Below are 14,399 nucleotides of genomic sequence, written 5' to 3'. Positions count from 1 at the left end.
GCGCGGCGGGGCCGCCTCCAACACCGCCCGCCCCGCTGACTACTCAGGTGAATACCCAGATCACGCGCGTCGGCGCGTCGGTCAGGTTCGCGTAGCGGAAGCGCTTGTGCGCGGGCAGCTGGAACGCATCGTTCGGGCCGAGCGTGACCGGCGTGTCGTCGCCGTCGATCCAGATCGTCAGTTCTCCTTCGAGCACGAAGCCGCCCTGCTCGTCGCTGTCGTCGACCGGCCGCTCGCCGCTGCTCGCGCCCGGCCCGAGATGGCTTTCGAGGATCGAGAAACGCGACCGCATGTTCGGCGACACGAGGATGTCGGTAATGCCGGCCGCGTAATACACGGTGCGGCGTTCGTCGGGCCGCGTGACCCACGGCACGCTGCGCGGCTTGCTCAGGCTGTAGAAATAGGTGGTCGGCACGCCGAGCGCCTCGCCGATCGCGGTGAGATCCGCGACCGTCGGACGCGACAGCCCGCGCTCGACCTGCGACAGAAAGCCGACCGAGCGGCCGATCCGTTCGGCGAGATCGTTCAGCGTGACCTTGCGATGCTTGCGCAGGTCGCGGATCAGGATCGCCAGACTTTCTATCTCTTCCTGTTCGTTCATGATGGATTCCGGTGCAATCAAACGGTATCGCGCAAACGGTACCAGGCCTTGCCGATCGCCTCGAGCGGCGCGGCCAGCCGGCCGCCGCCGGGAAAGCGCGGGTTGCGGATGCGCTGGTACTGCGCGAGCAGACGGGTGTCGCCGAGCACGGCGTCGGCCACCGCGCGCGCGCCGGCGAGCGTCGGCAGCACGCCGTGCCCCGAAAAACCCTGCAGCCAGAAGCGCTGCCCGTGGCGGCCGATGTCCGGCGTGCGGCGCATGCTGATGTCGATGTGACCGCCCCACGCGTAGTCGAGCGGCACGCCGGCCAGGTGCGGAAACACGCGTTCGAGGTGCGGGCGCGTCGCCGCCGCGATATCGGCCGGGATGCCGCCGAGATACGTGCAGCCGCCGCCGAACAGCAGCCGGTTGTCGGGGCTCAGGCGGAAGTAGTCGGGCACGAACTGGTTGTCGATCACGCAACTGTTGCGCGGCAGCAGCGCACGCGCGACGTCGGGTGCGAGCGGCGCCGTTGCGACCTGATACGTGCCGACCGGCAGCAGCCGGCGCGCGAGATCGCGGTCGAGCCGGTCGACGTACGCATTGCAGGCGAGCACCAGCACGTCCGCCCGCACTTCGCCACGCGTCGTGCGGGCGACGTGGCCGCCGGCCGTCTCGCGGCAGTCGAGCACGCGACTCTGTTCGAAGATGCGGCCGCCCGCGCGCTCGATCGTCTGCGCGAGGCCGAGCGCGAGCTTCAGCGGGTTCAGGTGGCCGGCCTCCGGATCGTGAAGCGCGGCCAGATAGCGCGTGCCGCCGATCCATTCAGGCATCTCGTCGCGCCCGATCACGCGCAACCGATCGTAGCCCCAGCGCTCGGCCGCCTCGTCGCGCGCCTGCGCCAGCATCGCGACGCGCCGCGGCCGCACCGCGGCCCACAGGCTGCCGGGCCGGTAGTCGATGTCGAACCCGTGCCGCGCCGGCAGTTCGCGCACCTCGGCCGCCGCCCAGCGCATGCTGTTCCACAGCAGCCGCGCGCCGTCGCGGCCGAGCGCATCCTCGAGGGGCTGCATGTCGCACGACCAGCCGAGCAGCGCCTGTCCGCCGTTGCGGCCCGATGCGGCCCACGCGACGCGGCTCGCTTCCAGCATGACGACGCGCTTGCCGGCAAGCGCGAGCCGCAGCGCCGTATGCAACCCGCTGAAACCCGCGCCAACGACCAGCACGTCGGCGTCGACGCGTTCGTCCAGCACCGGCCGATGCGGGATCGGCGCCGGGTAGGTGCCGGCGTAGTAGCTTGCGACGTGACGGTCGGACTGCACGAACATGCGGACTCCCGTGAAAATTACGCCGAGAAATTTCATGAAAAACTAGCATGACAATTTCACGAGAGCAAGCGTGAGACCGACGGTCTATCAGTCCGACCCGACTGTCGAGATGCGTCCAACTTGGAATTTTTTCGTTCAAGTTGAAACCGACCCTAGCCTGGGTCCACAAGACTGTCCCGTTTGGAAGTGGAAAATTCCGGCATGACGTTGTCATCGAGACCAGGAGAGCATGCCGGCACGCCAGCATGGGCGCTGCAACCTAGGAGACCAGGTCGTGGCAGGTGTGAAGAAAGACGCGACATCTTCATCACCGATAAGGTGCAACAGTTGCTTTGCTCTCGACAGCCCGACGTAACGCAGTTGCGATTCACCGTGGGTCCGTTAATGCCGCGAGCTTCGTGTGTAGCGTCCTAGGCCTTCAATCAGCGGCGAACCACGTTGAAAACTCACTCAGACACCCGTGGTTAGCAGACTGCTTCGGCAAGCTCGACGTTCTTCGAGCTTGCCCAAAACCTCCACAGTGCCTTGCCTCGCGAATTTCTGACCTACACCATCGGCAACTGCCGCACCGACTTGCCGGTGAGTTGCGCGACGGCGTGCGCCACGGCTGGCGCGACCGGAGGCACGGCAATTTCACCGACCCCGGTCGGTTCGGCCGTGCTCGGCACGACGTGGATTTCGATCGCTGGCGCCTCCGCCATCTTCAAGACCGGATAGTCGGGGAAGTTGGATTGAATGACCCGTCCGTCCTTGATCTGAATCTGGCCGTACAACGCAGCGCTCAGCCCGAAGATGATCCCGCCTTCCATCTGCTGCGCGACGATGCCGGGGTTGACCACCGTTCCACAGTCCGCCACGCAGACGACGCGATGCACACGTGGCTTGCCATCCTTGAGCGACACCTCCACCACCTGTGCCACCACGGAGCCGAATGCGTTGTGCAGCGCCAGCCCGCGCGCACGCGGTGCGCCATCGGCGGCGGGCGCGAGCGGCTGGCCCCAGCCTGCCGTCTGCGCCGCGATGTCGAGCACCTTCCGCTCACGCGGATGCGCTTTGAGCAAGTCTCGCCGCATCGCCAGCGGATCGAGCTTGGCGGCGGCAGCCACATCGTTCAGGAAACTTTCGAGGAAGAACCCCGTGTACGAGTGGCCGACGCTGCGCCAGAACCCGATGGGTACCGGTAAGTCGACCACCAGATGCGCAATGTGTTCGTGCTCGATCTCATACGGTTGGTCGAACAAACCTTCGGCCGTATAGCGGTCAATGTCGAGCGACGGCGCACCGAACAGGCGCTCCAACTCGCCTGCCAGGATCGACTGGCCCGCACTGCGCGAGGCGATGGCCGTCACCCTGCCGTTCTCGACGCGAGCCTTCAGCCGTGCGATGGCCTGGGGGCGGTAGAAGTCGTGCTTGATGTCATCTTCGCGCGACCAGATCACCTGCACCGGGCGGCCTGCCGTCCTGGCGGCGATCGTCACCGCCTGCCCGACAAAGTCCGACTCCAACCGTCGCCCGAAGCCGCCTCCGATGAGCGGGATTTCGATGTGTACCTGGTCGCGGCTCACGCCTGCCGCGCGGGCTGCGACCAGTTGGGCCAGCGTGGCGACCTGCGTGGGTGCCCAAAGCTGCACTCGATTCTTGGTCACCTGCGCCGTGCAGTTGATAGGCTCCATCGTGGCATGCGCAAGATACGGCGCACTGTATTCGGCCTCGACAATGGTCGCACCCTGTGCATTCTCAAAGGCCTTCAGCCCATCACCCGTCGAACGGTAGGTGAAGCTCCCCTTGTCGCTGTTCAGCGCGCCGACGAGTTGTTGATGGATGTCAGCCGAATCCAGGGTGGCATGTGGGCCATTGTCCCACTCGGGTTCGAGTGCCCCAAGGGCTTGGCGTGCCTGCCAGTAATGGTCTGCCACCACGGCGACGCCCGGAGCGCCGCCCGTCGAGCCGTCGAACGGCACGACATACCGCACGCCGGGCATCACAAGGGCCGCTTTCGCGTTGAAGGTCTTGAGCTTGCCGCCGAATATCGGGCACATAACGACAGCGGCATACAGCATGCCGGACGGCCTCACGTCGATGGCGAAGCGGGCGCTGCCATCCGTCTTGGCGGCGATGTCGTTGCGCGGCGCAGGCTTGCCCACCAGTTGATATTGCGAAGCGGGCTTGAGCGTGACATTGGACGGCGGAGCAATCTCGCGTGCCTTCTGCGCGACCGCGCTGAAAGGCATCTGCTTTCCGCCCGGCCCGATGAGTTGCCCTTCCCGCACCGTCACCAGCGTCGACTGCACGCCCCATTCGCGCGCGGCTGCCTCCACCAGCGTGGCGCGCGCGGTTGCGGCGGCCTCGCGCACGGGTTGCCACCCGTCGGCCATGCTGCTGCTGCCGCCGGTGATGATGAGACCGATTTCGCGCGCGCTCTTGGCCATGATCCAATGCAGTGCGCGCGCCCAGAGCTTGTCCGCGTCGTCCGGATGCAGCGGCAGCGAGCTGTCGCCCATTGCGACGACATTACCGTAGATGCGTTCGATCGGCGATGACTCGATGCTCACCCGCGTCAGCGGAATATCGAGTTCCTCCGCGGCCAACATCGACAGCCCAGTGTGGATTCCCTGCCCCATCTCGACACGCGGCATGGCCAGGATCGCATTGCCTTCCGAGGTGATCTTGATCCAGCCATTCAGGGCAATCTGACCGGACGTTTCGGGAAACACCGCGGGATCACCGAGCCGGCTGCGTGGAGGCATCACGCCCCAGCCCACCACCAGCGCACCGCCAAGGCCAACCGCCCCCAGCAGAAATCGGCGCCGCCCAGGGCGTGCAATCCTGGTGTCGGCGCTCATGCGTGGCCGTCCCGCAGCACTTTCGCCGCACGCTTGATCGCTATGCGCACGCGCGGATAGGTCCCGCAACGGCACAGGTTGGTGATCGCCGTGTCGATATCGGCGTCAGTCGGATCGGGCTGTCTCGTCAACAGATCTGCCGCCGCCATCAGCATGCCGGACTGGCAATAGCCGCACTGAGGTACCTGTTCGTCGACCCACGCCTGCTGTAACGCATGGCGTTTCTCCGGCGATTCCGCCAACCCTTCGATCGTGGTGATACGCTTGCCGGCGACCGCTGCCACGGGCAGGACACAAGATCGTACCGCCGTACCATCCAGATGCACGGTACACGCGCCGCAGGCAGCGACGCCGCAGCCGAATTTCGTGCCCGTCAGGTTCAGGTGGTCACGCAGCACCCACAGCAACGGGGTAGCCGGGTCGCAGTCGACGTTGACCCGTTGGTGGTTGACGTCAAGATCCATGTATCGCTTCCTTGCCTCGTATCACAATGGCCCAGCCTACTACCCGCACCTTAAGGTCAAACCAAACTTTAATGTCAAGCGCCCGGACGCAAATAACTTTTGGCTGGTCGCACGGTGACCGGCCAGAATACGCAATCCACAAGGACGCCAGCCGAGCAGACTGCGGCTCCTGATAACGGCAGACCCAGGCGGGCACCGCGTACTCCGGAAGGCGACTGTTGCCGTCCAGTGCCCGTCCATCGACCGCATTGCAGTTTGCACCGACGCTATCTGAATCGCACTTCCGCGTCGGCGCCTACGCATGATCGCCTTCATCGGTGCGTTCATGATGAACGACCTGGCGTGACGTCGGGAACGAAGCTCCCTGGACTCCTCAGCTCGCCCTCGACCGATAACGTGCACATGAGAGTCACGTGCTTGCATCGATACCGCCGAATGATGTGGTCAGCGCGAAGCACTGCTCAGCCGAAGGAACGCAAAAAAGCTTGACCATAGACTTAACTTGAAGGTTATGGTTTGCCATGGCATGCGCTACGAGCCCATGGTCACGCTTGTGGCATCAGGCAAAGGGCGACATGTTCGCGGCTATCGCCTGTGACCGATGAAGGGAGACTCACCATGACCAAACGCATACTTCACGTTGTCAGCAATGTCGCCAACTACGCGGATCAATCCGAGCCGACCGGCCTGTGGTTGTCGGAACTGACCCATGCGTGGCACGTCTTCGCCGAACACGGGTACGACCAGCGCCTCGTCAGCCCCAGGGGTGGCGAGTCCCCGCTGGAACCTCGCTCGCTGAAATGGCCGCTCGCCGATGCCTCGGTAAAGGAGTGGCTGAACGACAAGGACCGCCAGAAGCTTTTGGCGACGACGGCAAGCCCCGATCAGATCGATCCGGCGGATTTCGATGCGATCTATTTCACGGGCGGGCACGCCGTCATGTGGGACTTTCCCGACGATGCCGGACTTCAACGGCTCACGCGAGACATCTACGAGCGCGGCGGTATCGTGTCGTCCGTATGCCATGGCTACTGCGGCTTGCTGAATACGAGACTCGCCAACGGCACACTGCTCGTCGCCGGCCGCCGCCTCACCGGCTACTCGTGGGTGGAGGAGGTGCTTGCGGGCGTCGCGAAGAAAGTGCCCTACAACGCCGAGGAAGAGATGGTGAGGCGCGGCGCACTTTACGAAAAAGCGTTGCTGCCGTTCACGTCGAAAGTCGTTACAGATGGCCGCTTGGTAACAGGGCAGAATCCCCAATCGGCAAAAGCAACGGCCGAGCAGGTCGCGGCTCTCCTGTAACGGCAGGCAGCCCGGGACGCCAGCGGACATCCTCGCCTAGCCTTTTCCGGACGGTCGGCGGCGTCCGGCCTTGCCGGCGCCCTTCGTTCGGGCCGCACCGTCCAGTTCCCTCGACTGCATCTGCGACAACAGGCGCGTTGCATTGGCGCTGCAATCGATCTCGTCGGGCTTGGCCTCGATCTCGGCCATCAACGACACGAGATGCACCTTGTTCTGCGCCAGCTTCACCTGCATGGTCTCGATATCCCGCACCTTATGACGGAGCGCCTCGAGCAGCGCACCGCGCTGCCACTGCACGAGGTCGGGCGGCAACAACATGCGGATCTCGTCCAGGCTGAAGCCGGCCTTTTGTGCTGCCGTGACCAGACCGAGCACGACCACAGCGTCCGGCGAATAGATCCGATAGCCGTTGGGTTGCCGCTCGACGGCCGTCAACAGGCCGATGCGTTCATAGAAGCGGATGCGCGACGGCGTCAGGCCAGTACGCTCCGCCAGATCCCCTATCTTCATGTCTTGGGTGCGAAAGTGCCCAGACGGGTGGGCATGTTCAGGACCAGTTGCGCGTCCTTGACGACGTCCATACGAAGCACGGTGGACGCTCCGAGTCCGTCAAGCAGCTGACTCAACGGCCCGCCGTGCCGCGACAGTTCGACGTCGCGCGGAAAGAGTCGCTGCACGAACGACAGCATGTTGGTCTGCACCAGTGTCTGGTGCCACTCGCCGTCGATCCGGTTGATCATGGTTGCCGTCGCCATATGCGACTGCGACGGAACATTGCGCAACTCGGGAAGCGGCGCACGCAAGGTCAGGTCCGGCTTGCCGCCGGGACCGGCGATGCTGGCTTTTACGTCGGCGCCGATGTGCACGCCGATTTCCGTGCGCCATTTTGGCAACTGATATCCATACAGTCCGCGCACCCGCGCGATTTCCGTGGTCACCGGCAGCGCAAGAACATGCGCGTGGAAGCTGCGGTGTCAAACGCATTTGAAATCTGAGCCACTTCGCGCCTGATCGCGCAAAGTAAAACTGAGCCAGTCGTTACTTCTTCGATGACGAGACGTGACCGGCTTGACGTTGCTGTCTCAGTCTGTAGCTGTCTCCTTTGATCTGGATGATGTGGGCATGGTGCAGGATGCGGTCGAGCATCGCTGCAGTCAGTGTGGTGTTGCCACCGAAGGTCTCGTCCCACTGCGCAAACGGCAGGTTGCTGGTCAGGATCATTGAACCGCGCTCGTAGCGTTTGGCGACGATCTGGAAGAAGTGGCTGGCCTGATCTCCCGAGAGTGGCAGATAGCCAATCTCGTCGACGATGAGCAACCTCGGGCCGAGAATGTTGTGTCGAAGTACGGCGTCGTATCGCTCCTGTCGGCGTGCGGCCTCGAGCTGCAACATTAGATCCGCCGCCGTAATGAACTTCGTCTTGATGCCGGCCTGCGTTGCAGCGTATCCGATCGCTATCGCGAGATGCGTCTTGCCCACGCCTGACGGGCCAAGCAACACGGCGTTCTCGCCCCGTTCGATGAAGCGCAGGGTGGCGAGCTCGTCGATCGTCTTGCGCGGGGCCCCGACGGCGAAGCTGTAGTCGTAGTCATCCAGTGTCTTGAGAGCGGGGAACCCCGCCATGCGCACCAGTGTTTGCCGCGAACGAACTTGCCGCGTCTCTCGTTCGTGCGCGAGCGCGTTCTCGAGGAAATCGAGGAAACTCCATTGTTTGGCCGCCGCGTCGCTGGCCAGAGCGACGTATCGGTGCATGAGCCCCTCGAGCTTCAAACTCTGGCAGTGCCCGTCGATGCGTTCCTGCTGCAAGTTCATGCGCGCACCTCGGTCAGTAATTGCTGGTAGACGGACAACGGGTGCTGGATCGACATTGCTGGATCAACGCGTGGCCGAGCGACGGCACGAGCCGGCAATCGGGGCACCGCGTAACCCGGCATATCGCGCAAGCAAGCCCGTTCGCGTTGCTCCAACAGAATCGCGGGTGCCAGCCCTGTAACCGGATGCACTCGCTGGTTAGCCACGTCGCGCAGCCATTTACTCACCTCGACGTTCGCAGTCACGGCATCGAGCATCAAGCCGGATTGCTTGAGCCGGCTCGCCAGCGGCACATAGAAATTGCCACGCAGGTAGCGGTGGAATCGCTCGACCTTGCCTTTGGTTTGCGCGCGGTACGGTTGGCACAGTCTGGGTAGGAAGCCGTACCGCTTGGCCAGATCGAGCATGCCGGCGTGCCAGCGGTGTTGACCGTCGCCATATGCATCGCGCTCGACAACGATAGTCTTGGCGTTGTCGTAAAGGATCTCGCGAGGAACGCCACCCAAGGCTTCGAACAGCGCATGATGACAGGCGACCAGCGTCTCGGCGCGTTCATCGGTGGTGAAGCGTGCCCAGCGCCACCGACTAAACCCGAGCGTGGCGGTGAAGGCGTAAAGCGGGTCGGTGCCTCGGCGGAAGACCACGAAATCGCACTGCATCTGCCGGCCAGGCTCGGTCTCGAACCTCACGACCGGGTCTGGCTTGGGCACGGACTTATGCGCGTTCATGAAAGCCTGCAGGCTTCGCAGTTGGCCCTCGTAGCCGCGCGCACGCAGCTCGCGCAGCAGCGCCGGCGCAGCGATGATCTCGGGTGCTGCGGCGCTCATGCGATCGAGGATGTACGCCTCGAACGCTCCGAGCTTGGTTGGCCGCGGTTCACGCGGCTTGTAGCGCGGCACGTCCTCGGCCGACAGGTACCGCGCCACCGTGTTGCGAGAAATACCCAGGCGCCGCGCGATCTCGCGCTCCGATACGCCTTGGGCTTTGAGCACATGGATTTGCATCCACTGTTCCTTCTGGAGCATCGCCAGCCTTTGCGCGCAAAAGGCTGACTGTACTGAAAGGTGGCTCAGATTTACTTCGCGCGAAGTGGCTCATTATTACTTTGCGCCCAACATGCGGCGTCGCATGGAAGCGAGCAGTTCCGGCGCATGGGGCCCCCGCGCCCCCGGCCGGCGGATCACCACCGCTACGGAAACTTCGTCGTAGGGGTCGTTATCGCAAACGGAATACGAGAAGAAGGTCAACGCCACGAGTCCATGGCCCGGATAGGCGCGCAGTGGCTCGAGAGGCGTCGGCAACATTGCACGCAATCGATCGGCAGGCGCCAGGAACAGCAGCTGAACGTTACTTGAGCGGTAGTAGAAGTTCGGCGCCCACGTCGGACCAACCGTGGATGTGACGAGCCGCTTCGGGATCCTGCGAAAAAAATCGATGTTTCCTGCGGCAGGGTCTCTCGCCACCTCGTCGAGATCCGGGTTCATCCGGTAACGGTCATAGTAGCCGCCGGCAGGCACCTCGACCTTGTGCTCGCCAAACTCGACCTGAATGAACCGCTTATCCATATTCGTTGACCTTTCTCGGTGATTGAACCGGCAGGCGAGCCTGAAAAGGCATACCGATTAACAGCCGGCAACAATCACTCTAAGATTGAATATGACTTTAAGGTCAAGTACTTCGCAACGAATCGGAATGAATCGATACGCGTGGTCTACGCCGCAGCCGCTGGCTTATGCGAATCCCGAACCGAACGGACGACGGGGACCTCCGGCTGCGGCGTTTGGTCAGTCACTGACGGATCCGGAACGGATATCCCAGTCGGCGCGCTGGAAGGCAAGCGCGCTCGCCGCACGGCGCGCTTGCTCGGCAGGTGTGGGGATCAGCCGGTGGTGGAACCGTCGGGCTTGCCTAAATCAGGCGTAATTCCTGCTTCGCGGAGACGGTCCAGCACGCGCTTCTTGTTGTCGACACATTCAATTCCGTCCGGCCTGTCCTCGATACTCGCGATCGCGACGACAAGTTGGGCCCGGGTATGGTCGAGACGCTTGCGGATGCCATCGATCTCCTCCACCTTCTGCTTGAGTGCATCGAGCAATGCGCGATGATCCCATGCGCCCGGGCCGACCGGTAGCAGTTGTCGAATCTGCTCGAGCGTAAACCCCGCCTGCTGCGCGATCGAGATCAACCCCAGGAGAATTTCCGCCTCCGGGGGATACTCCCGATAGCCATTCGCTTGGCGCTCCACCACCCTGATCAATCCCTCTGCCTCGTAGAAACGAATACGTGAGGCCGTCAGACCACTGCGCTTCGCCAACTCTCCGATTTTCACGCCACACCCCAAAAAACTATTGACATTAACGTTGACTTTAATCCTAAAGTTGACCGGCGACTACATGGTGAAGCCCGACTGACTCGGGGGCAAGCGACCGCCTCGCGGCCTACCGAGTATTTCGAATTGTCTCAACAAACGGAGCGCATTGTCTCACCCAGGCCGCAAATGGTGACGTCGGCCTGCGCGTCGCCGGCAGAGTGACCGGATCCCAGCGCCATCGTCACGTTGCCGTTTCGTCAGTCACCGTCACAAAAGGAGTCGCCCGCTACCGAGCAGCAACGATCGCCGTACACGTCACTGGTTGTCAACTTGAATATCGAAAAGGAGTGCTGATCATGGGATACGTCACAACAAAGGATGGCGTTCAGATCTTCTACAAGGACTGGGGTCCGCGCGACGCGCAGGTCATCTTCTTCCATCACGGTTGGCCGCTCAGCGCGGACGACTGGGATGCCCAGATGCTCTTTTTCCTGTCGCACGGGTACCGGGTCATCGCGCATGACCGCCGCGGTCACGGACGCTCCAGCCAGGTGTGGGACGGTCATGACATGGATCATTACGCGGACGACGTCGCCGCTGTCGTGAACCATCTCGGCGTGCAAGGCGCGGTTCATGTCGGCCACTCCACCGGCGGTGGCGAAGTCATTCACTACGTCGCCCGTCATGGCGAAGACCGCGTCTCGAAGGCCGTGCTGATCAGCGCTGTGCCGCCGCTGATGGTCAAGACAGACAAGAACCCGGGCGGCCTGCCGAAGGACGTGTTCGATAACCTGCAGGCGCAACTGGCCGCGAACCGTGCTCAGTTTTATTACGACGTTCCGGCCGGCCCGTTCTACGGCTACAACCGTGCCGGCGCGAAACCGTCGCAAGGCGTGATCTGGAACTGGTGGCGCCAAGGCATGATGGGCAGCGCCAAGGCGCATTACGACGGCATCGTCGCGTTCTCGCAGACCGACTTTACCGAGGACCTGAAGAGCACCACGATTCCCGTGCTCGTGATGCATGGTGATGACGATCAGATCGTCCCCTATGCCGATTCCGGCTTGCTGTCGGCGAAGCTCGCTCGGAACAGCACGCTGAAGACCTACAAGGGCTTCCCGCACGGCATGCCTACGTCCAACGCCGACACGATCAACGCCGATCTGCTCGCGTTCCTGCGAGGGTAATCGCGACGGGTGCCGGAAAAGAAACACGCCCGGCACCCGCCTGCCTCCTTCCGGGAAAGCACACTGCCTCCCCGAGAAACACTCACACATTATTCAAGTGTCCGTTCGCGCGGCTCACAGCACGCGGGAGCATTGCTCCCGGCGACCGCTCCGTGCATAGCGATACACCCACACGTCCTCATACAGGTGCTTATGTCGAACGAAGGGCAGTGCCCATTCAACCATGCCAACGGCGGCGGCACGACCAATCGCGATTGGTGGCCAAACGAATTGCGCCTGGATCTGCTCAGCCAGCACTCGAGTAAAACCGACCCGCTCGACCCTGGCTTCAACTATGCCGAAGCCTTCAACAGCCTCGACCTCGACGCGCTCAGGAAAGATCTGGCTGCCCTGATGACCGACTCCCAGGACTGGTGGCCGGCGGACTTCGGCCACTACGGTCCGTTATTCGTACGGATGGCCTGGCACAGTGCCGGCACCTATCGCATGGGCGACGGGCGCGGCGGCGCCGGGCGCGGCCAGCAGCGCTTCGCGCCGCTCAACAGCTGGCCGGACAACGTGAGTCTCGACAAAGCTCGCCGCCTGCTGTGGCCGATCAAGCAGAAGTACGGTCAGAAGATCTCGTGGGCCGATCTGCTGATTCTCACGGGTGACGTTGCGCTTACCACGATGGGATTCAAGACCTTCGGCTACGCCGGTGGCCGCGAGGACACGTGGGAGCCGGATCGCGACGTCTACTGGGGCAGCGAGACGACCTGGCTTGGCGGCGACCTGCGCTACGACAAGGGCGGCGCCTGCGAATCGCAACACGGTGGCAACGCCGGGCGCAACCTCGAAAATCCGCTTGCCGCGGTGCAGATGGGCCTCATCTACGTGAATCCGGAAGGTCCGGACGGCAATCCCGATCCCGTCGCGGCAGCGTACGACATCCGGGAGGTCTTCGGACGCATGGCGATGAACGACGAAGAAACCGTGGCGCTGATTGCCGGTGGTCATGCCTTCGGCAAGACGCACGGCGCGGGTCCGGCCGACAACGTCGGTCTGGAACCCGAGGCTGCCGGTCTCGAGCAGCAAGGGCTTGGCTGGAAGAACAGCTTTGGCACCGGCAAAGGCGCGGACACGATCACGAGCGGCCTCGAAGTCACGTGGAGCGACACGCCGACTCAATGGGGCATGGGCTTTTTCAAGAACCTGTTCGGATACGAATGGGAACTCACGAAGAGCCCCGCAGGCGCTCACCAGTGGGTGGCGAAAAACGCCGAACCGACGATCCCGCATGCACACGATCCGTCGAAAAAGCTGCTGCCCACCATGCTGACCACCGATCTCTCGCTGCGCTTCGACCCCGTCTACGAGAAGATCTCGCGTCATTTCATGGACAACCCCGACGTGTTCGCCGACGCGTTCGCGCGCGCGTGGTTCAAGCTCACGCACCGCGACATGGGACCGCGCGCCCGATACCTCGGGCCGGACGTGCCGACCGAAGAGCTGATCTGGCAGGATCCGATTCCTGCGGTCGATCATGTGCTCGTCGACGACACGGACGTTGCCCCGCTCAAGGAGACGATCCTTGCCTCGGGGCTTTCCGTGGCCGAGCTCGTGTCCACCGCATGGGCGTCGGCATCGACATTCCGCGGCTCGGACAAGCGCGGCGGCGCCAACGGCGCGCGTATCCGCCTCGCGCCGCAGAAGGACTGGGCCGTCAACGAGCCCGCACGATTGGCCAAGGTTCTGAAAGTTCTCGAGCGCATTCAGGGCGAGTTCAACAGCACGCAGCCTGGCGGCAAGAAGATTTCGCTGGCCGATCTGATCGTACTGGCCGGCGGCGCCGGCATCGAGCAGGCGGCGAAGCGCGCTGGCCACGACGTGGTTGTGCCGTTCGCGCCCGGCCGGATGGACGCCTCTCAGGAACAGACCGACGCGCACTCCTTCGCGGTGCTCGAACCGGTCGCAGACGGTTTCCGTAATTTCGTCAAGGGCAAATTCGCGGTGCCGGCCGAAGCGCTGCTGATCGACAAGGCGCAACTGTTGACGCTGACCGCCCCACAGATGACGGCGCTCGTCGGCGGACTGCGCGTGTTGAACGTCCAAACCGGCGACGAAAAACACGGCGTTTTTACCGACCAGCCCGAAACGCTGACCGTCGATTTCTTCCGCAACCTGCTCGACATGGCGACCGAATGGAAGCCGATTGCCGGCGAAGACACCTATGAAGGACGTGACCGTCGGACCGGTGAGCTGAAGTGGACCGGTACGCGCGTGGATCTGGTGTTTGGTTCGAATGCCGTGCTGCGGGCATTGTCCGAAGTCTATGCGAGTGCAGACGGCGAGGCGAAGTTCATTCGTGACTTCGTGGCGGCCTGGGTCAAGGTGATGAATCTCGATCGATTCGATCTCGCCTGACAAAAAGCGGTGGTACATCGATGCGAGCGGGCTGCCGGGGGAACCGGCCCTGTCCGCTCGCATCCAGTGGCGATGACTATCGCTGTTCGGCCCGACATGGCAAGTGCCGGGCCGTGAAGCTCGTACGCGGAGGTACGACGCGACAATGCCGCTGTTCCGAATCGTACTA

At 63.2% G+C, this 14,399-nt stretch carries 11 protein-coding genes and 2 pseudogenes; 3 read left to right on the top strand and 10 right to left on the bottom strand.

What is annotated here, in order from left to right:
• Positions 1-43: 43 nt before the first annotated feature.
• The 4 genes from DTA15_RS16520 to DTA15_RS16505 form a co-directional block, all read right to left on the bottom strand.
• A complete protein-coding gene (locus DTA15_RS16520; RefSeq protein ID WP_006490367.1) occupies positions 44-601 on the bottom strand; it encodes a helix-turn-helix domain-containing protein in 558 nt (185 codons plus the stop codon).
• Between the two features lie 17 nt (positions 602-618).
• Positions 619-1,908, bottom strand: a complete 1,290-nt coding sequence (locus tag DTA15_RS16515) for an NAD(P)/FAD-dependent oxidoreductase (RefSeq protein WP_006492916.1) — start codon at positions 1,906-1,908, stop codon at positions 619-621.
• A gap of 545 nt (positions 1,909-2,453) precedes the next feature.
• A complete protein-coding gene (locus DTA15_RS16510) occupies positions 2,454-4,751 on the bottom strand; it encodes a xanthine dehydrogenase family protein molybdopterin-binding subunit (protein WP_006490320.1) in 2,298 nt (765 codons plus the stop codon).
• Positions 4,748-5,215 (bottom strand): (2Fe-2S)-binding protein, encoded by a 468-nt coding sequence (locus tag DTA15_RS16505; protein WP_006490350.1) that lies wholly within the window; start codon positions 5,213-5,215, stop codon positions 4,748-4,750. The genes DTA15_RS16510 and DTA15_RS16505 overlap by 4 nt, the downstream gene beginning before the upstream one ends.
• A 618-nt stretch (positions 5,216-5,833) precedes the next feature.
• Between DTA15_RS16505 and DTA15_RS16500 the strand changes: the two genes are divergently transcribed.
• Positions 5,834-6,517, top strand: coding sequence for a type 1 glutamine amidotransferase domain-containing protein (locus DTA15_RS16500; RefSeq protein WP_006490335.1), 684 nt, complete (start codon positions 5,834-5,836; stop codon positions 6,515-6,517).
• Between the two features lie 36 nt (positions 6,518-6,553).
• On the opposite strand, the gene DTA15_RS16495 is transcribed toward DTA15_RS16500, so the two are convergent.
• The 6 genes and pseudogenes from DTA15_RS16495 to DTA15_RS16465 all read right to left on the bottom strand — a co-directional run bounded on the left by DTA15_RS16495 (position 6,554) and on the right by DTA15_RS16465 (position 10,658).
• Complete coding sequence (locus DTA15_RS16495) at positions 6,554-7,027, bottom strand: MerR family transcriptional regulator (protein WP_006490276.1); 474 nt, start codon at positions 7,025-7,027, stop codon at positions 6,554-6,556.
• A pseudogene (locus tag DTA15_RS16490) lies at positions 7,024-7,488 on the bottom strand (acetoacetate decarboxylase); the annotation flags it as partial. The pseudogene DTA15_RS16490 and the gene DTA15_RS16495, both read right to left, overlap by 4 nt.
• Before the next feature lie 67 nt (positions 7,489-7,555).
• Positions 7,556-8,329, bottom strand: a complete 774-nt coding sequence (istB, locus tag DTA15_RS16485; RefSeq protein ID WP_006482411.1) for an IS21-like element ISBcen13 family helper ATPase IstB — start codon at positions 8,327-8,329, stop codon at positions 7,556-7,558.
• Positions 8,326-9,354 carry an IS21-like element ISBcen13 family transposase gene (istA, locus tag DTA15_RS16480; RefSeq protein ID WP_006482449.1) on the bottom strand — a complete coding sequence of 343 codons (1,029 nt, stop codon included), beginning with the start codon at positions 9,352-9,354 and terminating at the stop codon, positions 8,326-8,328. Before istA ends, istB begins: the two co-directional genes overlap by 4 nt.
• A gap of 81 nt (positions 9,355-9,435) precedes the next feature.
• Positions 9,436-9,894, bottom strand: a pseudogene (locus DTA15_RS16470) (acetoacetate decarboxylase); the annotation flags it as partial.
• Between the two features lie 314 nt (positions 9,895-10,208).
• Positions 10,209-10,658, bottom strand: a complete 450-nt coding sequence (locus DTA15_RS16465; protein ID WP_012493480.1) for a MerR family transcriptional regulator — start codon at positions 10,656-10,658, stop codon at positions 10,209-10,211.
• Positions 10,659-10,996: 338 nt separating this feature from the next.
• On the opposite strand from DTA15_RS16465, the gene DTA15_RS16460 reads away from it, so the two are divergent.
• Together DTA15_RS16460 and katG are read left to right on the top strand one after the other, a co-directional pair.
• Positions 10,997-11,827 carry an alpha/beta fold hydrolase gene (locus DTA15_RS16460; RefSeq protein ID WP_012493481.1) on the top strand — a complete coding sequence of 277 codons (831 nt, stop codon included), beginning with the start codon at positions 10,997-10,999 and terminating at the stop codon, positions 11,825-11,827.
• Between the two features lie 192 nt (positions 11,828-12,019).
• Positions 12,020-14,230 (top strand): catalase/peroxidase HPI, encoded by a 2,211-nt coding sequence (gene katG, locus DTA15_RS16455; RefSeq protein ID WP_006490370.1) that lies wholly within the window; start codon positions 12,020-12,022, stop codon positions 14,228-14,230.
• Positions 14,231-14,399: the final 169 nt, after the last annotated feature.

This window comes from Burkholderia cenocepacia, assembly GCF_900446215.1.
GTDB lineage: Bacteria > Pseudomonadota > Gammaproteobacteria > Burkholderiales > Burkholderiaceae > Burkholderia > Burkholderia cenocepacia.
This window is presented reverse-complemented; position numbering and strand designations above follow the sequence as displayed.